Here is a 21747-nt window from a genome sequence, read left to right on the forward strand (position 1 = left end):
CGTATTCAGGAAAACCGGTGGGGTTCCAGCTCCATATGCTGGATGCGCTGGCCCAGCATGATGATACGGCCGGTGTAGCGTTCCTCGCCGGTAGACGTGAAATCGAACAGGAAGCGGCGCCATACGCGGATCCGGCCCTGATCGTCGCGTTTGAACCAGAGACCACGGAGGAATACCGCATCATCCAGCAGCATCACATCCATGCTCTTGCAGTAGCGACGCGCGGCCTGAAGCACGAAATCCTTGATGGCTTTGGCGCGCCACCAGTACCAGACAGCGAATCCGGCTACGAACAGCCAGAACAGGGTTCCAAGAGTCACGGTTGCAGCGATCTTCCAAGGTTGGTCAAAAGGTTGATCGCCAGCCTACCTTATTGTGCCGGCTCGGGGAATCGTTGCCGGTTCTTGGGCGCTGGTGCCGGCAACAGTCGGTCACACAGCATCTGCAGGAAGTGACTGGTCAGCAACTGGGCCTGATCCACGTTATTGCCAAGGTGTTCCGACTCTTCCCGGGCGTTTTCGCTGCTCTCGACCGAGCGGTTACCAAGCTCCAGAAGCCGTGCTGCCTGACGTTCCACCTGAACGCTCAGTGCGGCCTGTTCTTCCGTTGCGCCGGCCACCTCATGGGTACAGGACGTGATGAGATCCACATCTCTGAGGGTCGCTTCCAGCGTTTCGCTGGCCTCATTGGCGATGCCTGCCGTTTGCTGACAGCACTGGGTGCCGTTGTTGATAACCTCGACCACCTCGCGGGTTTCGCTTTGCAGGGCAGCAATCATCTCATCGATCTTGCGGGTGGATTCGTGGGTTCGTTGGGCCAACCCCCGAACCTCATCGGCAACCACGGCGAATCCACGACCGGATTCGCCGGCTCGCGCGGCTTCTATCGCGGCATTCAGAGCCAGCAGATTGGTCTGCTCGGCGATGTCGGAGATCACATCCAGAACCATGCCGATAGCATCGCTCTTCTCAGACAGCGCCTGCATGCGGTCATTGGCCACGGAGAGCTGCCCGCCGAGCTCGGACAGCGACTGGTTCATGGACGTCATCTGCCCGCGACACTGGCCGGCTGACTGGCGCGCGTCGTCCGTTGCGTCATGGGTTCGTGCGGTCAGTTCACTGACCCGCCGTACGCTTTCCGCCAGCTCCTCGAAAGCACGGGTTATGTCCTGGATATCGCCCTGCTGGCTGCGGATGCTGGCCACAGAGTTGGCGACCCACTCGACGGTCCGCTGTTTCCGGCCGTGGAGCTTGCCCACATTGGCATGCATGCGGGCGGAAACGGCCCGAAGAACGGCGTCCCGTTTCTGGCGATCGAATTCGATCCAGGCGCCTTCGTCCCTGCGCCCGGTATAGATCCAGGGCATGGCCGGGTGGGTCTCGGTACAAGCCGATCTGGCGCTGCGCATCACGGGAAGGGTAAGCCAGACCAGTACCGCGAATACTGCCAGCAGCAGTCCTTGCAGTAGCACTAGATGGGGCATGGTGAGCTCTGACAGGCCGAACCAGAGCAGGGTGACCGCCAGCAGTCCATACAGGCAACCGAGTTTCAAGGCCAGGGGCGGACTGACTGCAAGGTATCGGCGGGGGACTTTGCCTTGTTTCCAGGCCGAATAGAGTTTCTCCGCCCGGGCAACCTGATCTGGTCGGGGGCGTGTGCGAACAGACTGGAACTCAACAATCTCGCCGTCTTTGCGAATTGGCGTAACAAAAGCGTCCACCCAGTAATGATCGCCGTTCTTGCAGCGGTTCTTGACCATGCCCCGCCAGGATTCGCCAGACTTGATCGTCTGCCAGAGATTCTCGAAAGCCCCCGGCGGCATGTCCGGATGCCGTATCAGGTTGTGGGGCTGGCCGACCAGTTCGTCAATCGTATAGCCAGCGACTTCGGCAAACTCTTCGTTGGCAGCGGTAATCTTGCCCCGAAGGTCGGTGGTGGTGATCAGGTGGTAGTGGTCCGGGTAAACCTGTTCTTTCTGAGTGACCGGTTCGTTGACTCGCATGGCGTTTCCTTGCACGGGTCAGTGTTTTTCTCATTGTTGGCTTACTATCAACCCGTTCTTTCGTCTTGAATATCCGGTTATTGCAATAACTGAAAATCTGTTCATCTATTTGCTGTAACTCTTGCTGGTTTTTCGTCTTTTGCAATATGTGGCTAGGTTGGCGACAGATACTGCTTATGCTGTTGGGTGGAACTGATCGGACATGATCCAGGGGCTGCTAAAAAGGAGTGAGCAGTGCATGCAGGCATTACAACAACAAGATTTCAGGGCTCTCGTCGACAACCACCCAAAGGCCACCATGCTGGCAACCAGGGAGCCAAGGATTCTTTACGTGAACGAGAAATTCCGTTCAGTCACCGGGTACCGGTCGGACGAGGTACTTGGCCAGTCCCCTTCGGTGCTTAGCTCGGGATTTCACTCCCGCGAGTTCTATCAAGCTATGTGGAGGGCCATTGGTCATAAGGGGCGCTGGGAGGGACTGGTCTGGAATCGACGGAAGAACGGCGAGACCTATCCGCAGTGGTTGACGATCTATCCGGTTGAGCACGAAAACCATCGGTTTTACGCCGGCGTTTTCATGGATGTCGGTGATATGACGGCTGACGATGAGCGCCTCGCGTCGCTGGCCTATTACGACCCGCTGACCGAGCTGCCCAATCGCGCGCTGTTTCAGGAATTCCTGAAGGCGCGAGTCTCACAGAGGGCACAGGACGGTCAGGCGTTCGCGGTGCTTTATATCGACCTGGATTTCTTCAAGTCCGTTAACGATTTGCATGGACACGATTGTGGTGACCGGGTTTTGCAGCAGGCAGCTCTGTGTATCCAGAGTGTGCTTCGCCGCGGGGACGTTGTGGCCCGCCTGTCGGGTGACGAATTCGCCGCTCTTATCGAGCTTCGGAATGATGATGACCTCGAGAGCGTGTGTCAGCGGATGGTTCAGAGCTTCAGGGCGCCAGTGATTGTCGATCATCGTGAGTATTTTTTGTCGTCATCTGTGGGCGCCGCCGTTTATCCGGACCATGGCAGTCAGGCATCCGAGCTGCTGCAGAACGCGGATCGGGCCATGTACGCAGCAAAGCTTGCGGGGCGGGCCTGTTTCCGGATTTACGATGCGATCGACACCGAACAGGGTCGGCATGCCGAGCTGCTCTCAGAGGCGTTAATCGTTTCACTGAAAACGGCGCCCGAGGAGTTCACGGTTGTTTATCAGCCACAGTACCACCTCGATACCGGCAAGATGGCGGGGCTGGAGGCACTTCTGCGTTGGACCCATCCTGAATTCGGCGCCGTGTCACCCGCCGATTTTGTGCCGATCGCCGAACAGCGAGGTCATATCCACGAGCTAACGGAGCATTTGGTCCGTGGCATTGAATCGGATCTCTCTGAATTTCCTACCTCATTTCTCCGTGGCCTGCGGCTTGCTCTCAATATTTCGGCCCGGCAGATTACGGACTCCCGTCTTGAAGCCCTCTTGAATCCCCTGTTCGAAAGAATTCGAAGGGTTGGCTGGTCACCCGAAATCGAGATCACCGAAACCCATTTGATGAATTTGTCCCATAAATGCCTGGATAAGCTGCGCGAATTTGGTGCACAAGGAGTAGTTGTCGCAATTGATGACTTCGGGACCGGTTATTCCTCTCTGGCCTATCTGCACGCGTTGCCGGTTCAGGTGCTGAAAATCGATCGACAATTCATTCATCGGCTTGGGAGCGAATCCCGGGATTCACGTATCGTCTCGGCCATTTTGGCGATTGCAGATGCGCTGGATTTGGAAGTGGTTGCGGAAGGTATAGAAAGCAGTGAGCAGCACAGCAAACTGCGTGAGTTGAAATGTCACCGTGGCCAGGGGTACCTGTTGGCTCGACCGGCTCCCTGGGACACATGGAACGATGATCTGATTGATCAATATCAAGATAACAGTAAATAACCTTGTAATACTTAAGGTCTTGCAAAATGTGGCTAGTGGAACGGCGCGGGCTCCGATAGAAGTAACCCACGCTTTCCACGCAGGAATTTATGGGACCTATATCTCGAAAGTCGGCTCTGGACGCATACCTGAGACTGAACAATGCTTCGTTGGATGAATGGCTCGCCGCTTTGCGCGAGTTGTCTGGCTGCGATGACATACTTTGCCGGCTCCACTCGGGCAGCGGACGGGTCGGTGCTATATCGGTGCTTGAGAGTGAGCTTGGGCATGTGATCTCGCTGAGAGCCGGCAAAGGCATGGACGTTTCGGGCTGCCGTACCTCGGATCCGGTACTCCTGTTTCCGGGGGGCGGCATGCCCGAAATATCCATTCGAGGTAAAGGCTGGGGCAGCCTGGATCAGCTGTTCCTTGCCCGTCCCGAGGATAGGTTTGAACTCCGTCTGGCCCCCAAGACTGAAGTTATAATCTTGAAGCCAAGCAATGGTGCTCTGGATGATTCGCTTCTGCGATCGTCCTCCGCTTGGCTATCCGTTCTGGAAGTCATGATCAACTGTTACCTCGACCGGTTGCACTTTGTCCGTGATGATGTCCAAGCGAAACGATTAACAAATCGTCTTTTCGATACAATGAAAACGCCCTGGACACCCGGGAAGGCAGCTGGTTGTTCGGAACGCACCCTAGACCGTCGTTTGCAGCGAGTGGTCGAAAAAATCATGCAGGAGCCTACTTGGGAGTTCGACCTCAAAGAACTGGCAAGTTACGCCGGAGTTAGCGAGCGGAATCTCTACTACCTGATGAAGCGTGAAACGGGTATTACGCCTTATCGGTTCTATCAGAGGGCTCGTTTGACCCGCGTTCGGGAGCGGTTGGTTGACTGTCAGTGTGAGGTGCCACACATCTCCTGGTACGCCGCGGATGAGGGGTTCTCCCACCTTGGCCGATTTGCCGCCATGTACCGGGAACATTTTGGGGAGCTGCCCAGTGAAACCGTCCAATGGCGCCGTAACCTGCTGCGACACAGCGTTGCTCCCCCGGAGGAGCTTGTAGAGACGTGAATGTCTCTTGCAATAAAAAGCCCGGCGCACGTTGCCGTGGCCGGGCCTTATGCCTCTCCCCGCCTCAGTGAGACGGGGCCGCCTTTGCTTCGGGTTCTGAGCCCTGGCCCTCTTCCTCTCCGCCGGAACCGTTATGACCGCGGCCCAACAGGATATAGAACGCCGGCAAGACAAAGATGGTGAACAGGGTGCCGATACCAAGTCCTGCGCTGATGGTCAGGCCGATGGCAAAGCGGCTTTCTGCACCCGGGCCTATGGCAATCAGCAGAGGCACCATGGCAAAGATCAGCGCCAGTGATGTCATGATGATTGGCCGCAGGCGAATGGCGGCCGCCTCGATTACCGCATCCACCTTGTTAAGCCCACGTTCCTTCTGCAACTGGTTGGCGAACTCGACGATCAGGATGCCGTTCTTGGACACCACCCCGATCAGCGTGATCAGGCCCACCTGGGTATAGATGTTCATGGTGGCAAACCCGAGCACGATGAACGCCATTGCCCCAGCCACCGACATGGGCACCGAGACCAGGATGATGAACGGGTCCCGCCAACTTTCGAACTGGGCCGCCAGAACCAGGTAGATGACCAGCAGCGAGAGGAAGAAAGTGACCATCAGGGCGCTGCCCTGGGTGGCCAGCTGCCTTGTCTGGCCAGTGTAGTCGTAGCTGTAGCCCTGCGGGAAAACTTCAGCCGCGGTCTGCTCGATAAAGTCCATAGCAGTGCCGGCTGCCACGCCGGGCATAACCACACCCTGAAGGGTCAGAGAATTCTGCTGGTTGAACTGGGTCCGGTTGGACGGTTCAACATCCTGGGTGAAGCTGACGACGCTGCCCAGAGGCACCAGTTCTCCGTTGTCTGCCCGAATGTAGTATTCATTGAGCGCCTGGGCATCCAGCCGGAACTGCTGATCAACCTGCGGAATGACCTGGTAGGACCGGCCTTCCATGCTGAACCGGTTGATGTAGCCGCCTCCCAGCATGCTTGACAGGCTTTGGCCGACGTCCTGCATGGACAGGCCAAGGTCCGCCACCCGGTCGCGATCGACGTTGATGCGTGTGATCGGACGATCAAAGTTAATGGACTTCTGCAGGAACATGAAGTTACCGCTGCCCATGGCTTTGCCCAGCAGTTCGTCAGCCACCTGGTCCAACTGCTCATAGCTGTTGCCGGTGGTAATCACGAACTGGAACGGCAGGCCGCCGCCAGAGCCTGGCAGGGAGGGGCGCGGGAACACGGCGGTTTGAAGCCCGGTGACGTTCTTCAACTCGGCATCCAGCTTAGGCTGGACTTCAAACTGACTGATGTCCCGCTCACTCCAGGGCGCCAGCTTGAAGCCACCGAATACCGCGTTGGGGCCGGTAATGCCGATGATCATGAAGTCCTCGTTGTAGCCCGGGACTGTCGACATGCGCTCCTGGATTTCATCGCCGTGCTCCAGCAGGTAGTCCAGGGTAGAGGTCTGGGGGCCAAGGCCCTGATAGAACAGAATGCCCTGGTCTTCCGTGGGAGCCAGCTCGTTCTGGCTCATGGAGACCATGAAGTAAATGGAGCCCAGCACCACGACGGCGAAGAAAACGACGACCGACTTTGTCTGCATCAGCGAGCTCAAGGCCGACTTGTAGGTGGCGGCGAGGCCGTTGAAGGTTTTCTCTACAACGTTTTCGAATTTACCGGGGTTACCATGGGGTTTGAGTACCTTGCCCGACAGCATCGGAGAAAGTGTCAGGGCAACAATGCCGGAAATGACAACGGTACCGGCCAGAGTAAAGGCGAACTCTGTAAACAAGGAACCAACAAGCCCGCCCATGAAGCCGATAGGGGCGTACACCGCCACCAGGGTGGTGGTCATGGCAATGATGGGAACTGCCATCTCCCGCGCACCATTGATCGCAGCCTCAAAGCGGGACTCTCCCTGCTCAATATGCCGGTGAACGTTCTCTACCATGATAATGGCGTCATCCACCACGAGACCGATGGCAAGCACCATGGACAGCAGGGTGAGCAGGTTCAGCGAGAAGCCGAACATCAGCATGATGAAGGCGCCGCCGATCAGTGACAGCGGCACCGCAACCGACGGAACGATAGAGGCCCGGACCGAACCAAGGCAGAGGAATACCACCACCAGAACGATGATCATGGCTTCCAGCAGCGTCTGGATAACCTCGTTGATGGAATCTTCGATGAAGTCCGATGCGTCGTAAGCCAGGCGAACATCTAGTCCGGACGGAAGCTGGCTTTCGATATCCGGGAGCTGGTCTTTTACCAGGCCTGCGACCGTCAGCGGGTTGGCCCCGGGAGCCAGTTCAATGGCGACGTAAGTGGCCGGCTGGCCCTTGTAAAGAGCCAGTTGGTCGTACGTTTCAGAGCCCAATTCTACCCGGGCGATGTCTTGCAGGCGGATCTGGGTGCCTTCGGACTGTTTGACGACCAGGTTGCGGAACGCATCCGGATCAGCGACGTCGGTGTCGCTGGTCATGCTGATTTCGGTGTAGGTGCCTTTGGTGTTGCCCACTGCAGCCTGATAGTTGTTGGCGCGGAGCTTTGCGACCACCTCTTGGGGTGTCATGTCCACGGCGGCCAGGCGTTCCGGATCCAGCCACACCCGCAGGGCAAATTTACGACCCAGCAGTTCGGCCTTACCAACACCGGAAAGCGCCTGCAGTCGGGGCTGGACAACGCGGGTCAGGTAGTCGGTGATCTCGGGCACCGCCAGCTCGTTACTGTAAAAGGCGATGTACATCAGAGCGGTTGAATCACCGGTCGTCGAAGTGATCACCGGGTCCTGGGCTTCCGCCGGCAGCACATTACGCTGGCTCGCCACCTTTGCCTGGATTTCCGCAAGGGCTGCGTTGGCGTCATAGTTCAGCACCATCTTGGCTTCGATGGTGGAAGTGCCCTGCGAGCTTGTGGACGTGAGATAGTCAATGCCACTCGCCTCGGCAATTGCCTGCTGCAGTGGCGTGGTAATGAAGCCTTTGATCAGATCGGAGCTGGCACCGGGATAGGCCGTTGTCACGGTCACCGTGGTGCTTTCGAGCTCGGGGTACTGCCGGATTTCCATTTCCATGGCCGCACGGGCACCCAAGAGCAGGATCAGCAGGCTGACCACCGTCGCCAGTACGGGACGGTGGATAAAAATGTCGGTGAAGCGCATTACTCAGACGCCTCCTGCTTCTGCTCTTCGTCCTGAATGGCAACCTTCTGACCTGCGCGCAGACGCAGCAACCCCTTCTCTACAACGGTTTCGCCGGCTTCCAGCCCGGACAGAACGGCAACGCGGGTGTTGCGGGTTTCGCCGGTGGTGACCGTGCGACGATTGACCACCAGGTTGCCTTCGTCATTTTCTTCAACGACGAACACAAAGTCGCCGTAGGTGTTGTAGGAGATGGCGGTGCGCGGCACCGTCACCACTTCGTTGTCTTCCGGCTGCTGCGTCAATACGGTGGCAAACATGCCCGGGCGCAAGAGGTTGTCCGGGTTAGAGAGCGTGGCGCGGACGCGGACAGTCCGGGTCTCCGGGTTAACCGAGGTGTTGATTGCGCTGACGGACCCCTCGAAATCCTGCTCCGGAACAGCTGCAACGGTGGCGACCACCGGGTAGCCTGTCGCTACGTTCGGCAGGTTCTTCTCGGACAGGGTATAGTCGACATAAATCGGATCCAGCATGTTGATCTCGACAATTGGGGTGCCGGTGGCAATGTATTCGCCCTGGTCAACCATCCGGATACCGAGCGTGCCGTCAAACGGCGCGCGAATGATTTTCTTGCTCAACTGGGCCTCGGCTTCGTTTACGCGTGCACGGGCGGCGTCGAAATTGGCCTTGGCTTCATCGTATTGGGACTGCGACACTGCGCGCTTGGGCAACAGGTCGGATACCCGTTTGAATTCCTGCTCGGCCAGTTGCGCTTCGGCACGGCGTGTGCGAAGGGCGGCCTCATCAATGGCGGCGTCAATGCGGATCAATATGTCGCCCTGTTTGACCACGTCGCCGGATTCAAAATTGATGGCCTCGATCACGCCAGGTACCTCATTGGCCACCCGGATACCGTTAATGGCTTCGACACTGCCCACGGCCTTGATGGCCGGTGTCCAGGCTTCGTTCTGAGCCTCAACGGCGGAAATCTGAGCCGGCGGTTGGGGCTGGGACATCTGCTCTTGCATCTGGCCAAACTGGTAGAACTTGTAGCCGAAGATGCCTCCGAGCACTACGCCGAGAAATATAATGACGATCAGAAAGCGGGAAGCAGTGCGCATGGTTCGGGTCCTGAGGATCTGTGTCAGATTTGGGGAAGCATAGCATCCTACAAAACAGGGTCGCTAATGTCACCGGGTTGTAAGTATTTCTATCTAGACTCCGGATTGGTCAGATTTGACAGATATCATGGCCGTTTTCTTCGCGAGGGCTTTTCCGCGCAGGACACTGGTAATGTAACTGGAGACGGTGACAGAATTACGACGGTATTCAGGGTGAGGATCAACCATGCAGTGGATTCTGGGAATCGCGTTGGCAGCCGCCGTGTTTGTGATTCTGAAACAATGGGGCGCGTTGTCCGCCGAAAAGAAAAAGGCGGCTATCTGGAAAGTTGTCCTGGTCGTGGGCGGCGCCCTGCTGGTGTTTATGGTGCTAACGGGCCGGATTCATGTGCTTACAGCGGCGGTGGCGGCTGTTATTCCGCTGTTGCGCAAGCTTCCCGCCTTGTTGAAATTTGCCCCTGAAATCAACCGGTTCATGGGGGGGAAACAGCGGGAAAACGGGCGCGAGCAGGCGAACGATCACGCTGGTTCGGGCACTGATCTGGTGGGCCAGATGTCAGAGCGCGAGGCCTGTGATATCCTCGGCGTGAAAGCCGGCTGTACCGAGGAGGACATCGTGATGGCCCACCGCCGGCTCATGCAGAAACTGCACCCGGACCGCGGCGGAAACGATTACCTGGCAGCCAAGCTGAACGAAGCCAAGCAGGTCCTGCTGGGCAAGCGCCACGCCTGATATCAGGGCAGAATGTCGACCCGCACTTCAAAACTCCGGTTCTCGGACCGACTGCTGTTCACCTGATAGGTAATGCCGCTGCGCTCCTGGGTTGATCGGGTTGCTGTGCTTCCCAGTGTTACCCACTGTCCCGGCTCCACACGCCGGATGGTCACCACCGCCTCCGTTTCATATCCGTCCAGGTTTGCCGGTTCTTCCTCGAACGACACAATGCTCAGTTCGACCGCCTGATCTGAAATAACCTGGGGGCTGACCAGAAAGCCACTGCGCGTTTCGACCTGCTGCAGAAAGGCAGCAGGATTTCGGCCACCGCGAACAGCGACGGGGATTGTCCGGACCTGGCCTGAGGTGATGTGCGCCGACTGGCCATCCTGCATGATCAGTGATCGCTCCTGAGCGCTGCCGGTACTGGTAACGCGACGCTCTGCGGATATTCCTGCCTGGCCGTTGGACGCGGAGATGCCGGCACCTGAGCGCTTGCCGCCGCTATCGGTTCTGGAGCGAACGGTGATCCGGACCTGGACTGGCGCCACATCCAGCGTTTCGACAAGCCGTCCTATTTCGTCCAGCAAGTCCGGTTCGCCGCGCACCACCAGTTGTTGTCCCCTTGCAGTCACGGTGACAGGCGAGCCCTGATAGAGCTCGCGGATCTGCACCGCCACATCGTCGCCCGGCCTGTTATTGAGCTGGTAGGTGCGGGACTCGGCCTGGGCCAGAACCTGGCTGGAGATAAGCCCGAGCAAGAACGCCAGGGCCAGCTGCAGAGGGTGTCGTCGGACAAAATAGACCATTGATTGCTCCCAACCCTGATGTCGGTAGTGAAAAAAACTCCGGCACGCGGGTTGCCAAGGTGAAAACCGGGGGTATATATTGAAAAGCATGAAGACGACACACGCGACCTGTCAATTGAATGTTTTGCAAGCTTTCGGCGCCAAGCCGGCGGCTGCAGTCGCTGCTGTGTTTTTCTGGTGGTTTGGTTATGGCTTTTATTTTAGCCAGAGCCGGGGCCGCCCATAAGATCTTCATCGAACGAATAACGAGGAAGGCAGCCCGGCAGAAAACCCAGGCTGCCACCGGACTCGAAAAGCCCCGACTGGTAGCCCACCAGCCGGGGCTTTTTTGATTCTGACGCAGGGAAACGGAAGCACCGACATGAATATGTCCTTGAACACTGAACTGACACACCAGGTAGTCGGATCACCGGCCACCCACCGGGAAGAAGTGGTTCTGCCAACGCCGGCGGAGCTCAAGCTTCAGATGCCGGTCAGCGACGACATTGTCCGGCAGGTCGACAAACACCGGCAGGAAATCCGGCAGATTCTGCAGGGCAGCGACACGAGAACGCTGATCGTCATGGGGCCCTGCTCCATCCACGATGAGGTGGCCGCACTGGAATACGGGGAAAAGCTGAAAGCGCTGGCGGATGAAGTCAGTGACCGCTTCCTTATCGTTATGCGGGCCTACCTGGAAAAGCCCCGGACCACGGTGGGCTGGAAAGGGCTGCTGTACGATCCCGAGCGCACTGGCGCAGGCGATCTGCATGAAGGGCTGCGTCGCTCACGCCGCCTGCTGCTGAATCTGGCTGCTATGGGGCTGCCCCTTGCCACCGAAGCCCTGAGCCCGTTCGCCATGGATTACCTCGGGGATCTGGTGAGCTGGACGGCTATTGGTGCCCGAACTACCGAGTCGCAGGTGCATCGGGAGATGGTCAGTGGGCTGCCCATGCCGACCGGCTTCAAGAACGGCACTGATGGCGGTATCGCCGTGGCCACCAATGCCATGAAGTCGGCGTCTCATCCCCATCATCATCTCGGAGTATCTGCTGCCGGCGCGCCGGTGATGATTACCACCCGGGGGAATCCCGACACCCATCTTGTGTTGCGGGGTGGCCGCGGTATCACCAACTTCGATGCGGTCAGCATTGAGCAGGCCGTGGGCACCCTGGCAGAGGCAGGACTGTCCACAACCGTCATGGTGGACTGTAGCCACGACAACGCCTGCAAGCAGTCAGAGCGACAGCTGGATATCGCGCAGGACGTGATGGCACAGCGCCGCGCCGGTAATCACCATATCCGGGGTCTGATGCTGGAAAGCTTCCTGGAGCCGGGGCGCCAGGACGACGGCGAAGATCTGCGCTACGGCTGTTCGATCACCGATCCGTGTCTGGGATGGGCGCAGACGGAGGCTCTGATCCGCTCACTGTAGACAGCAGCAGCTGTCCGGCCAGCAAAAGGAGAACGCCGCCCATCAGCCGGTCCAGCCAGTGCCCGAACCGATTAAACCCGCGGCGGACGCGGGGCAGGGTAAAGAAAATGGCAACCATGGCGAACCAGAGTGCCGTGGCCAGGGCCATGTAAATGCCATAGCCGGCCTGGAGCACAATGGGTGTGCCTGGGCTGATCACGACAGAGAAAAGGGACACAAAGAACAGCGTTGCCTTGGGGTTCAACGCGTTGGTCAGAAAGCCCAATCGCAGGGCTGCGATACCGGACTGTCCACCCGTCGGATCCTGTTCCACATGAATGCCGCCGGCCCTTGCCCGCAGGCACTGGATGGCAATCCAGGCAAGGTAAAGTGCCCCCAGCACCTTGAGAACATTGAAGAGCATGATCGATTGCTGGATCAGCAGGCCAATGCCCAGCAGTGAATAACACACATGCACCAGAATGCCCCCGCCGATACCAATGGCGCTTAGCAGCGCGTTTCGTCGGGTCTGGCACAGAGCCTGTCTGAGCATCACGGCAAAGTCCGGCCCGGGACTGGCCACTGCCAGCAGGTGGACAAAGGCTACCGTCAGAAATTCCGGCCAGTAACTCTGCATCTTCCCAATTCCTCCGTTGAGACGTCCGTTGCCTGAAAAGTCTGACAGCATAGGCGGAATCGGTGCGTTTTTCATCGTGTGGGTGAAACTTGTCACGGCTTCTATACTGGGGGCACAGCCGTCCCAATCTTCCCTGTTCCCGATTCCGGGAATGCCTGTCAGGAGACCCTTGTATGGAAAAGCGAACCGTAGACGTTGCCATTATCGGAGCTGGAACCGCCGGTATGGTGGCTTACCAGCGCGTGCGCAAAGTAACCGACAAGGTTGTGCTGATCGAAGGCGGTCATTATGGAACCACATGCGCCAGAGTCGGGTGTATGCCAAGCAAGTTGTTGATCGCGGCCGCTGATAACGCTCATCAGATGCAGCTTGGTGACCTTTTCGGCGTGTCCGCGGGGGACATCAGGGTCGACGGACGGCGGGTGATGGAAAGGGTGCGAAGCGAACGGGACCGCTTTGTTGCTTCGGTGATTGATTCGGTCGAGAAGTTTCCGGATGCACACCGCCTTGACGGCCACGCCCGGTTTGCTGGCCCGAATCGCCTGGTCGTCGACGGCAATGTCGAGGTTCAGGCGGAGCGTATCATCATCGCCACAGGCTCCCGACCCAACATTCCCGGGTTCCTGAACGATGCCAAGGATCGGCTGGTTGTAAACGACGATATCTTCGAATGGCAGGATCTTCCCGATTCGGTGGCAGTCTTTGGCCCGGGGGTGATTGGTCTGGAGTTGGGGCAGGCTCTCAGCAGGCTGGGCGTTCGTGTGCGGATGTTCGGGGTTGGCGGTTCGGTTGGCCCTATCCAGGATGAAACCATCCGGGACTATGCGCTGAAAACGTTTAACGAAGAATTCCCTCTGGATCCGGATTCGGATGTAAAGAAGGTTGAGCGTGTCGAAGAGGGTGTTGCTATTACCTTTGAGAATGGCAACGCAGGTGCAAAGACGGAAACCTTCGATTACTTGTTGGCGGCTACCGGGCGTCGTCCCAACGTCGACGGGCTGGATATTCAGAACGCCGGTATTGAGCTGGATAAAAAGGGAGCGCCCCTGTTTGATCCCCATACCCTGCGCTGTGGCCAGAGCCACATATTTATCGCAGGCGATGCCAATAACAGTCTGCCGCTGTTGCACGAGGCAGCCGACGAGGGCCGGATCGCGGGCGATAACGCCGGGTCATACCCGGATGTGCGAACCGGGCTTCGCCGCACGCCGTTGGCCGTGGTCTTCACTGATCCGCAGATTGCGACGGTCGGGCTGACGATTCGCCAGGTGGATCAGCGTTGTTGCGGCTGTTTCGCCGTTGGAGAAGTGTCTTTCGAGGATCAGGGCCGCAGTCGGGTGATCGGCAAAAACCGTGGCCTGCTCAGAGTTTATGGAGAACACGGAAGCGGCCTGTTCATGGGCGCAGAGATGTTTGGCCCGGCCGCGGAGCATATTGCCCACCTGCTCGCATGGTCCGCCCAGCGAAGGCTGACCGTCACCGAAATGCTGGAAATGCCATTTTATCATCCGGTTATCGAGGAGGGTCTGAGGACCGCGCTCAAAGACCTGAACCGCAACCTCAGCATCGGACCGGCGCCAGAGGAGGGTTGCACTGATTGCGGGCCGGGTGTCTGAGCCGGCCCTTAACAGGAATCAACAGATATGAGGCCTCGCCTCGCTCAGCGTTCCCTCTGGAACCCTTGTATTTCGCTGACGCCGCGCCCAGATCTTTTCGTGGAAGAAATAGGCAACCGTGTTGATTGCCGGTTCCACCATGGCTATGAGGCTTCCGATGAGCAGATCACCAGTGAGCAGGTAAGCCACGGTAAAAGCGACGGTAAAATGGGTGAGGGCGAACGTTACCGTCTTGATCAGCGACTGGTCGCCATTCGTGCCATGGTTGTGTACGAACAGTTTTAACGCGCTCATGGTTGTCTCCGGTGTCGTTCTTTAATGTGATCATTAGACGCCGGGTGAGAATGATTGTTAAATGAAATGTATTCAGATAATTGATAGTTTGGAGCTATCTGACTTTCGTCGTCTATAGTGTCATTCATCGATCCTATCATCGAGATTAGCAAACTAAACTTCCTGACGTCCGCCGATCAGGCGTATATTAATAGATAAATCTGCTATATAACCGCGAAGGAGAAGCGTTATGGGTAAGAATTTCATTGGTCTTGATACCGAGAAAACGGCAAAGCTTGCTGACTCCCTGAATGATCTGCTGTCCAACTATCAGATCTTTTATATGAATGTTCGCGGCTACCACTGGAACATCAAAGGCGACAACTTCTTTGAGCTGCATGTAAAGTTCGAGGAGCTCTACGACGATCTGCTGCTCAAGATCGACGAGATCGCAGAGCGGGTTCTGACGCTCGGCCATCGCCCGGCTCATGCCTACAGCACCTACATAGAGCGTTCGGAAGTGCCGGAGCGAAAAGATGTTTCCGACGGCAAGGAAGCGATGGACAACATCGTCGAAAGCTTTGCCAAGCTGATCGGCAAACAGCGGACATTGCTCAGTCTGGCCGGTGAGGCGGACGACGAGGGTACCGTTGCCCTGATGAGCGACTATATCTCCCAGCAAGAGAAGACGGTGTGGATGTATCGCAGCTACCTCGGTCACTGAGCCGAGTGCGCTGAATGAATGGCGACCCTGCGGGGTCGCCATTTTTTTGTCTTTTCATCAATTCGTAATCGTAATGACCCGGAACTGACGCTGAACTGTCACGCCTCTGACCTAGCGTGTGTAGGGATTCTCTACATCAAGTTATTCCAGAGGCGCAAAACATGTTCCGAAAGACCCTGCTCTCCGCAACCCTACTGTCTTCCCTGTTCGGCCTGAGTGCCTGTACCGATGACGGTGACGATGGTGCTGATGGTGCCAATGGCACCAGTAAATCGCTGGTCGAACTCAATGTGCTGGGCACCTATCAGGCTCCAGGTGACGTGTTTGACGTGGGGGCTGCAGAGATTGTTGCCCACGACCCGACCAACCAGCGCCTGTTTGTCGTGAATGCAGGTGCCTCCAAGGTGGACGTGCTCGATATCCAGGATCCATCCCAGCCGGTCCTCCTGCAGACCATTGATGCAACCGCCGAGGGCGCTTCTGCAAACAGTGTCGCTGTTTATGGTGATCTGGTTGCTGTGGCTATCGAGGCAGATGTCAAACAGGACAACGGCAAGGTGGTTTTCTACAACACGACAGACCTCGGCAAGGTCGGAGAGGTCACGGTGGGTGCTCTGCCCGACATGGTCACCTTTACCCGGGACGGCATGAAAGTCCTGGTCGCGAACGAGGGTGAGCCCAGCGACGACTACACCAATGATCCAGTCGGCTCCGTCAGCATTATTGATTTATCGGCGGGTGTTGCCGGCGCCACAGTAACCACGGCAGGATTCGAGGACTTCAATGCCGCCGAGGCAGCACTGAAAGCCAGTGGGGTGCGGGTATTCGGTCCGGGTGCGAACGTCGCCCAGGACATGGAGCCGGAGTACATTGCGGTCTCTCTGGATAACAAGACGGCCTGGGTCGCCCTGCAGGAGAACAACGCCGTTGCCGAGTTGGATATCGAAGCTGGCGTGATCAATGCGATCCTGCCGCTCGGTTTCAAGGACCACAGCATTATTGGCAACGAGCTGGACGCCAGCAACCGGGACAGCGGTATCAATATCCGGAACTGGCCGGTAAAAGGCATGTATATGCCGGATGCGATCACCAGCTATGGCTACAACGGCAAGACCTACTACATCACTGCCAACGAAGGCGATTCCCGGGATTATGACGGCTTTTCCGAAGAATACCGGCTTGGTGATCTGACCCTGGACGCAACGGCCTTTCCGACTGCCGCGGATCTTCAGTTGGATGAAAACCTTGGCCGTATCAACGTGACTTCAACCATGGGAGTCAGCAATGGATGTGACGCCAGTGACCCGGCGACAGATGCAGAAGTCGACTGCGAATACAGTGAAATCTACACCTATGGCGCGCGGTCTTTCTCCATCTGGTCTGCCGATGGCAAGCGGGTCTTCGACAGCGGCAGCGAATTCGAACGTATCACCGCCAGCCTGCTGCCGGACAACTTTAACGCCACCAACGACGAGAACAACTTCGACAATCGGTCTGATGACAAGGGGCCGGAACCAGAGGCAGTGACGGTTGGTAAGATCAACGGCCAGACTTTTGCGTTTATCGGTCTTGAGCGGATTGGTGGGGTCATGGTCTACGACGTGACCAATCCCCAGAATCCGGAATTCGTCCAGTACCTCAACAACCGGGATTTCTCGGTCTCTGACGCAGACCTTCAGGCCGGTATGGCTGGTGATCTCGGACCAGAGGGCATTGCATTCATAAGCTCAGAGGAAAGCCCCAACGGGCAGCCATTGCTTGTAGTAGGTAATGAGATCAGTGGAACAACCACCCTGTACGGTATCGATGTGATCGAGCTGACGGCAAACTGATTTCCTCGTTCACACAGCGACTTGCAGTGGTGGAACCTCCTGGTGCAGGAACCACTTCTCTGTAACCACCTTGCGGGTAAACCAGTGGGAGCGCATCAGGCTGCTGGCCAGAGGCATCTTGACCCAGTCAGGAATCTGCCAGCCCTGGTCTGGCTCGGAGGCGCGAGTGCCGAAGCGTTCGGCAATGGCATCACCGTAGATCTGCAGGGAGGAGGCTGAATAGTCGGTGGCCTGACGAATCACATCGGCCGCCAGAAGGGCGGATTCGATCGCCGGCCGGATACCCTCACCACTCTGGGTGTAGGCGAGGCCGGCGGCGTCGCCAACCAGCATCACACCGTCGTCCACCAGGGGTCTGTCGGCATGGGCGTAGAGCAGATAGGCGTGGCCCTTGAAGCGTCCGGGCAGGTCCTGTGGAATGCGACCGGTGGATTTCATTTCCTCAACAAACGCTTCCAGATGCCCCGTCAGCTTGTGGTTGTCTTCCCGACCCAGGCCAATATTCAGGAAATTGCCCTTTCGGAACACCCAGGCATAGCCCTTGAGGTCCCGGCAGAACCAGAGCTCAGGTGTATCGCCCCGGGCCTGGCAGGCCGTTGCCTGTTCCTGTGTCATTTCAAATTCAACCTCTTTGGCCGACACAACGGTTTCATGGCCACCGGGGCCATCCCCCAGCAATCGCGCAACCGGGCAGAAGTGACCACCGGCACCGACAACAAGAGGCGCTTCCCAGGTGTCATTGACGACCCAGTTGCCGTCTTTACGAACGATGGATTTGACCGGCGTGGCCAGCTGTTTCGGCACGTTGACGCGGCTGAGCAGGTAGTCGTCAAACTCACACCTGCGAATACCATAGCTGACTACGTCGCCGTGATCGTTCTCCACGGCCGGCTGACCCATCATCCCGATGCGAAACCGCCGGATGGGTTGCAGGGTTCGGCCGCGCGAGTATTCTTCCGGGTCAATCTTCAGGGTCTCCATCACGGCAGGCGTAACCCAGCCTGCGCAGGTTTTGTCCCTGGGAAAGTCCTGTTTATCAATGATCAGCACTTTTTTGCCGCTGTTTTCGAGGGCGCTGGCCAGGGTGGATCCGGCAGGCCCGGCCCCAACGATGATCAGGTCGTAGTAGTCCATCAGGCCTCCTCGGGTGCTGCAGGAAAGTCGTAAAGATCCCGTCTGTTCTGGGGCAGCTTGTTGTTGTCACCATGGCTGAAGACCACCTGGAACAGCTGCAGCGAACCTGTCCGGAAGGCGGCGATGGAACCTGCCAGATACATGCGCCATGCCCGGGTGAAGTGGCCGTCATAGATGGCAGTGACCTTGTCTTCGTTCTGGTTGAAGCGTTCCATCCAGTCGCTCAGGGTCTGGGCGTAATGCAGGCGCAGGTTCTCGACGTCCAGGACCGAAAAATCACCGTGCTCACAGATCTGCATGAATTCGCCGATGCTGGGTGGATAGGCGCCCGGGAAGATGCGTTTCTCGATCCATGCGTTCATCAGCATTGGGCGGTTGCGGCCAATACTGTGTAGCAGGGCAATGCCATCAGGCTTGAGGCTCCGTTTGATCAGCTCGGACAGGGCCTCGAAATTCTCTTTTCCCACATGTTCAAGCATGCCGATTGATACGAACGCGTCGTATTGCCCGCTGATGTTCCGGTAATCGTCTTCGACATACTCCACCAGATGATCAAGCTTCTGCTTGCGAGCTTCTTCACGGGCAAACGCGAGCTGTTCTCTGGAGATATTGTAGGAATGGACTTTGACGCCGTAATTCCGGGCCATGTAGCGGGCCAGGCCGCCCCAGCCGCAGCCGGCCTCGACCACCGTCATGCCCGGCTTTAGCCGGAGTTTGCGGCAAACGTGCTCGAGTTTGGCCTGCTGGGCCTGTTCAAGGGTCAGCTCCGGCGTCTCGTAGTAGGCGCAGGTGTACTGCATTTCGGCGCTGTCCAGCCAGAGCTGGTAGAACTCGTTACCCAGATCGTAATGGTGATGAATGTTCTCCTTGGCTTCCGAGATGCCGGTGGACCGGGGGTTGTGGTTGCGCCACAGGGCCTCCAGCCATTTCGGCCACTTCTGGCGTGCCTGGTGAACGGACCGGTAGAGGGTTTCCATCAGGTCCGGCAAGTCGCCTTCCACCTCCAGGCGACCGGCGCTGTAGAGGTCTCCGAATGCCAGGTTGGGATTGGTCACCAGTGCGTACAGGGCTTTGGGGTCGGTCAGGTGCAGAGTGAACTGCGCGTGTTGGCCCTCTGGTTCGATCACATCGCCGTTCCAGAGCCGGAAGCGAAGGGGGGGAGATCCCGCCATCCGCATGAGCTTGGCTATCAGCCAGCGCTCGTAAGTGTGCGGTGACCGGTCCACGTGGGTATTTTCCAGTGGTAGGGTCAGAACATGGCTTTTGGATTCTTGCCCGTTGTTACGGGTTTTCTGGGCAGTGCTCTGGTTCATGGACTCCGCTCTCCCTTGATAACCTCAACATCAATGTTTTGTCGATGCGCGCGCCAGGGTTCCCGAATACCAGTCTGAGAATCGCCGGTTGTCCGTTCAGTATAGAAAACAGTGAGATTTTGTCAGGTTGACTGAAAATATAGGAAAACTATCGGAAGGATAGTGAAGACCGAAAATGGAGGGGTAAAAAAAGCCGGGCCGCTGGGCCCGGCATTATTAGGGTCAGTATGAGGAGCTCATACCAAACCATTCAGGGAAAATCACAATCAGCGCCAGCACGAACATCTGTATCAAGATGAAGGGCAGTACGCCTTTATAGATATCCGTCGTTCGCACTTGCGGCGGTGCGACGCCTTTGAGGTAGAACAACGAGAACCCGAACGGTGGTGTCAGGAAGCTCGTTTGCAAGTTCATGGCGATCAGGATAGCGAACCAGAGCATGTTGATGCCCATGGCTTCCGCCACTGGCGCAAGGATCGGCACGATGATGAAGGAGATTTCAACGAAGTCGATGAAGAAACCCAGCACCAGGATGACCGCCATAGCCAGAATGATGAAGCCCCACTTTTCGCCGGGCAGCTGGAGCAGCCACTCCTCCAGCAGATAGTCGCCGCCGGTGTAGCTGAACACCATGGAGAAGGCCGTGGCACCGATCAGGATCGCGAAGACCATGGCGGTCACCTTGACCGTATCCTTGGACGCATCCCATACCATCTTGAAGGAGAACTGGCGGTAGATGATGGCCAGAACCACGGCGCCAACGCCACCCAGAGCGGATGACTCGGTTGGTGTGGCAATGCCGGTGAAGATCGAGCCCAGAACCACCACAATCAATGCCAGCGGCGGGATAATCGCCAACAGCGCATTGAAGATTTCCTTTTTACGGGACACGCCTGGCTCATCCGGCATGGCCGGCGCGGTTTCAGGTTTCAGTCTGGTCAGCACCAGGATGTAGATGATGTAGAGCCCCACCAACACAACGCCGGGCCAGACCGCGGCCTTGAACAGATCCCCAACCGGAAGGCCAAGGACATCGCCCAGAATAATAAGGATGATGGATGGTGGCACAATCTGACCAAGGGTGCCGGAAGCACAGATGGTGCCGGTGGCCAGTCTCTTGTCGTATTTATGCGCCAGCATGACCGGCAGCGAGATCAGGCCCATGGCGACCACGCTGGCGCCCACGACACCGGTAGAGGCGGCCAGCAGTGCACCGACAAGAATCGTCGAGATAGCCAGGCCACCGGGCAGACCACCGAACAGACGGCCCATGGAGGTCAGAAGTTGTTCCGCCAACCTCGTACGTTGGAGCACCACGCCCATGAAGATAAACAGCGGCACCGCCATCAGGACGGTGTTCTGCATCACGCTCATGATGCGGTAGGGCATGAAGGCAAAGAGATCCATGCCCTCAGAGAAAATTCCGAAAAACAGCGCAACGCCACCGAAGGTGAATGCAACCGGGAAGCCCAGCATCAGCATCAGCAGTGCCACACCGAACATAATCATACCGATCATGCGAGGCCTCCTCCGCTGTGCTCACCTTCATATTCCTTGTCACCCGCCATGACCCGTATGGCGTAGGTCGCCATGTTGAGGCCGGCAATACCGATGAAGACGGCACTGACAGGGATGACGGATTTGATAATCCAGCGGTGCGGCAGGCCGCCCGGATCACCGCTGCCTTCGCCCATGTTGTAGGAGTCGAGGGCAAAATCGTAGCCGTAAATGCCGATTAGATAAGCGAACGGAATGACGAAAATGAAGGCACCAACAAGGTTGACCCAGGCCTTGGCCTTGTTGCTCCATTTGGTGTAGAAAACGTCGACCCGAACATGACCATCCGTGCGCAATGCGTAGGGAATACCCAGCAGGAACACCACTGAATAGAGGTGCCACTCCATTTCCTGCATGCCGATTGAAACGTTGTTAAAAGCGTAGCGGGCCACTACGTCGTAAAAGACGTTGGCTGCCATCAGTATCATCGCGACACAGGCAACCCAGCCACAGAAGATGGACAGCCGGGCAAGCCCGTCGTCCAGTTTGATTATCCACCGCATTGA

18 protein-coding genes are annotated in these 21747 nt (G+C 57.5%); 7 read left to right on the top strand and 11 right to left on the bottom strand.

From position 1 onward, the window contains the following. Positions 1-5 precede the first annotated feature (5 nt). On the bottom strand, positions 6-320 hold the full coding sequence (locus ACWJ62_RS10405) for a DUF3301 domain-containing protein (RefSeq protein ID WP_008173344.1): 315 nt from the start codon (positions 318-320) through the stop codon (positions 6-8). A gap of 50 nt (positions 321-370) precedes the next feature. After that, complete coding sequence (locus ACWJ62_RS10410; protein ID WP_449286107.1) at positions 371-2002, bottom strand: methyl-accepting chemotaxis protein; 1632 nt, start codon at positions 2000-2002, stop codon at positions 371-373. 238 nt (positions 2003-2240) lie between these two features. Here ACWJ62_RS10410 and ACWJ62_RS10415 point away from each other — a divergent pair, with 238 nt between their 5' ends. Together ACWJ62_RS10415 and ACWJ62_RS10420 are read left to right on the top strand one after the other, a co-directional pair. After that, positions 2241-3929, top strand: coding sequence for a putative bifunctional diguanylate cyclase/phosphodiesterase (locus ACWJ62_RS10415; RefSeq protein WP_449286108.1), 1689 nt, complete (start codon positions 2241-2243; stop codon positions 3927-3929). A gap of 89 nt (positions 3930-4018) precedes the next feature. Further along, positions 4019-4984: a helix-turn-helix domain-containing protein gene (locus tag ACWJ62_RS10420; RefSeq protein ID WP_449286109.1), complete on the top strand. Its 966-nt coding sequence runs from the start codon at positions 4019-4021 to the stop codon at positions 4982-4984. A 64-nt stretch (positions 4985-5048) separates the two neighbouring features. Here the strand turns inward: ACWJ62_RS10420 and ACWJ62_RS10425 are convergent, their stop codons facing one another. Continuing rightward, a complete protein-coding gene (locus ACWJ62_RS10425; RefSeq protein ID WP_449286110.1) occupies positions 5049-8138 on the bottom strand; it encodes an efflux RND transporter permease subunit in 3090 nt (1029 codons plus the stop codon). After that, complete coding sequence (locus tag ACWJ62_RS10430) at positions 8138-9238, bottom strand: efflux RND transporter periplasmic adaptor subunit (RefSeq protein WP_449286111.1); 1101 nt, start codon at positions 9236-9238, stop codon at positions 8138-8140. Before ACWJ62_RS10430 ends, ACWJ62_RS10425 begins: the two co-directional genes overlap by 1 nt. Before the next feature lie 226 nt (positions 9239-9464). On the opposite strand from ACWJ62_RS10430, the gene ACWJ62_RS10435 reads away from it, so the two are divergent. After that, entirely contained in the window at positions 9465-9971 is a 507-nt protein-coding gene (locus ACWJ62_RS10435; RefSeq protein WP_449286112.1) for a DnaJ domain-containing protein, read from the top strand. Between the two features lie 2 nt (positions 9972-9973). On the opposite strand, the gene ACWJ62_RS10440 is transcribed toward ACWJ62_RS10435, so the two are convergent. After that, positions 9974-10762, bottom strand: a complete 789-nt coding sequence (locus tag ACWJ62_RS10440) for a secretin N-terminal domain-containing protein (RefSeq protein WP_449286113.1) — start codon at positions 10760-10762, stop codon at positions 9974-9976. Positions 10763-11123: 361 nt separating this feature from the next. On the opposite strand from ACWJ62_RS10440, the gene ACWJ62_RS10445 reads away from it, so the two are divergent. Then, positions 11124-12176 (top strand): 3-deoxy-7-phosphoheptulonate synthase, encoded by a 1053-nt coding sequence (locus ACWJ62_RS10445; protein ID WP_449286114.1) that lies wholly within the window; start codon positions 11124-11126, stop codon positions 12174-12176. Here the strand turns inward: ACWJ62_RS10445 and ACWJ62_RS10450 are convergent. Continuing rightward, complete coding sequence (locus ACWJ62_RS10450) at positions 12121-12792, bottom strand: LysE family translocator (RefSeq protein WP_449286115.1); 672 nt, start codon at positions 12790-12792, stop codon at positions 12121-12123. The genes ACWJ62_RS10445 and ACWJ62_RS10450 overlap by 56 nt on opposite strands. Positions 12793-12965: 173 nt before the next feature. Here ACWJ62_RS10450 and ACWJ62_RS10455 point away from each other — a divergent pair, with 173 nt between their 5' ends. After that, positions 12966-14408 carry a dihydrolipoyl dehydrogenase gene (locus ACWJ62_RS10455; protein WP_449286116.1) on the top strand — a complete coding sequence of 481 codons (1443 nt, stop codon included), beginning with the start codon at positions 12966-12968 and terminating at the stop codon, positions 14406-14408. Positions 14409-14426: 18 nt separating this feature from the next. Here the strand turns inward: ACWJ62_RS10455 and ACWJ62_RS10460 are convergent, their stop codons facing one another. Continuing rightward, positions 14427-14702 (bottom strand): DUF2061 domain-containing protein, encoded by a 276-nt coding sequence (locus ACWJ62_RS10460; protein ID WP_202945859.1) that lies wholly within the window; start codon positions 14700-14702, stop codon positions 14427-14429. A 229-nt stretch (positions 14703-14931) separates the two neighbouring features. Here ACWJ62_RS10460 and ACWJ62_RS10465 point away from each other — a divergent pair, with 229 nt between their 5' ends. Together ACWJ62_RS10465 and ACWJ62_RS10470 are read left to right on the top strand one after the other, a co-directional pair. Continuing rightward, positions 14932-15405 (top strand): Dps family protein, encoded by a 474-nt coding sequence (locus ACWJ62_RS10465; protein WP_014578457.1) that lies wholly within the window; start codon positions 14932-14934, stop codon positions 15403-15405. Between the two features lie 161 nt (positions 15406-15566). After that, entirely contained in the window at positions 15567-17237 is a 1671-nt protein-coding gene (locus ACWJ62_RS10470) for a choice-of-anchor I family protein (RefSeq protein ID WP_449286117.1), read from the top strand. Between the two features lie 9 nt (positions 17238-17246). Here ACWJ62_RS10470 and ACWJ62_RS10475 read toward each other — a convergent pair whose 3' ends face one another. The 4 genes from ACWJ62_RS10475 to ACWJ62_RS10490 form a co-directional block, all read right to left on the bottom strand. Next, positions 17247-18371 (bottom strand): NAD(P)/FAD-dependent oxidoreductase, encoded by a 1125-nt coding sequence (locus ACWJ62_RS10475; protein WP_449286118.1) that lies wholly within the window; start codon positions 18369-18371, stop codon positions 17247-17249. Beyond that, the gene (locus ACWJ62_RS10480; protein ID WP_449286119.1) at positions 18371-19684 is read right to left on the bottom strand and encodes a class I SAM-dependent methyltransferase; all 1314 of its coding nucleotides are present in this window, start codon (positions 19682-19684) and stop codon (positions 18371-18373) included. The genes ACWJ62_RS10475 and ACWJ62_RS10480 overlap by 1 nt, the downstream gene beginning before the upstream one ends. Before the next feature lie 222 nt (positions 19685-19906). Next, a complete protein-coding gene (locus ACWJ62_RS10485) occupies positions 19907-21202 on the bottom strand; it encodes a TRAP transporter large permease (RefSeq protein ID WP_449286120.1) in 1296 nt (431 codons plus the stop codon). Continuing rightward, on the bottom strand, positions 21199-21744 hold the full coding sequence (locus ACWJ62_RS10490) for a TRAP transporter small permease subunit (RefSeq protein WP_449286121.1): 546 nt from the start codon (positions 21742-21744) through the stop codon (positions 21199-21201). The genes ACWJ62_RS10485 and ACWJ62_RS10490 overlap by 4 nt, the downstream gene beginning before the upstream one ends. Positions 21745-21747: the final 3 nt, after the last annotated feature.

This window comes from Marinobacter sp. PE14 (assembly GCF_053566155.1).

Bases quoted from the DNA above. Each gene is read 5' to 3' on its own strand.
- ACWJ62_RS10410 (WP_449286107.1), bottom strand. From the start codon at position 2,002: ATGCGAGTCAACGAACCGGTCACTCAGAAAGAACAGGTTTACCCGGAC.
- ACWJ62_RS10415 (WP_449286108.1), top strand. From the start codon at position 2,241: ATGCAGGCATTACAACAACAAGATTTCAGGGCTCTCGTCGACAACCAC.
- ACWJ62_RS10420 (WP_449286109.1), top strand. From the start codon at position 4,019: ATGGGACCTATATCTCGAAAGTCGGCTCTGGACGCATACCTGAGACTG.
- ACWJ62_RS10425 (WP_449286110.1), bottom strand. From the start codon at position 8,138: ATGCGCTTCACCGACATTTTTATCCACCGTCCCGTACTGGCGACGGTG.
- ACWJ62_RS10430 (WP_449286111.1), bottom strand. From the start codon at position 9,238: ATGCGCACTGCTTCCCGCTTTCTGATCGTCATTATATTTCTCGGCGTA.
- ACWJ62_RS10435 (WP_449286112.1), top strand. From the start codon at position 9,465: ATGCAGTGGATTCTGGGAATCGCGTTGGCAGCCGCCGTGTTTGTGATT.
- ACWJ62_RS10440 (WP_449286113.1), bottom strand. From the start codon at position 10,762: ATGGTCTATTTTGTCCGACGACACCCTCTGCAGCTGGCCCTGGCGTTC.
- ACWJ62_RS10445 (WP_449286114.1), top strand. From the start codon at position 11,124: ATGAATATGTCCTTGAACACTGAACTGACACACCAGGTAGTCGGATCA.
- ACWJ62_RS10450 (WP_449286115.1), bottom strand. From the start codon at position 12,792: ATGCAGAGTTACTGGCCGGAATTTCTGACGGTAGCCTTTGTCCACCTG.
- ACWJ62_RS10455 (WP_449286116.1), top strand. From the start codon at position 12,966: ATGGAAAAGCGAACCGTAGACGTTGCCATTATCGGAGCTGGAACCGCC.
- ACWJ62_RS10460 (WP_202945859.1), bottom strand. From the start codon at position 14,702: ATGAGCGCGTTAAAACTGTTCGTACACAACCATGGCACGAATGGCGAC.
- ACWJ62_RS10465 (WP_014578457.1), top strand. From the start codon at position 14,932: ATGGGTAAGAATTTCATTGGTCTTGATACCGAGAAAACGGCAAAGCTT.
- ACWJ62_RS10470 (WP_449286117.1), top strand. From the start codon at position 15,567: ATGTTCCGAAAGACCCTGCTCTCCGCAACCCTACTGTCTTCCCTGTTC.
- ACWJ62_RS10475 (WP_449286118.1), bottom strand. From the start codon at position 18,371: ATGGACTACTACGACCTGATCATCGTTGGGGCCGGGCCTGCCGGATCC.
- ACWJ62_RS10480 (WP_449286119.1), bottom strand. From the start codon at position 19,684: ATGAACCAGAGCACTGCCCAGAAAACCCGTAACAACGGGCAAGAATCC.
- ACWJ62_RS10485 (WP_449286120.1), bottom strand. From the start codon at position 21,202: ATGATCGGTATGATTATGTTCGGTGTGGCACTGCTGATGCTGATGCTG.
- ACWJ62_RS10490 (WP_449286121.1), bottom strand. From the start codon at position 21,744: ATGCGGTGGATAATCAAACTGGACGACGGGCTTGCCCGGCTGTCCATC.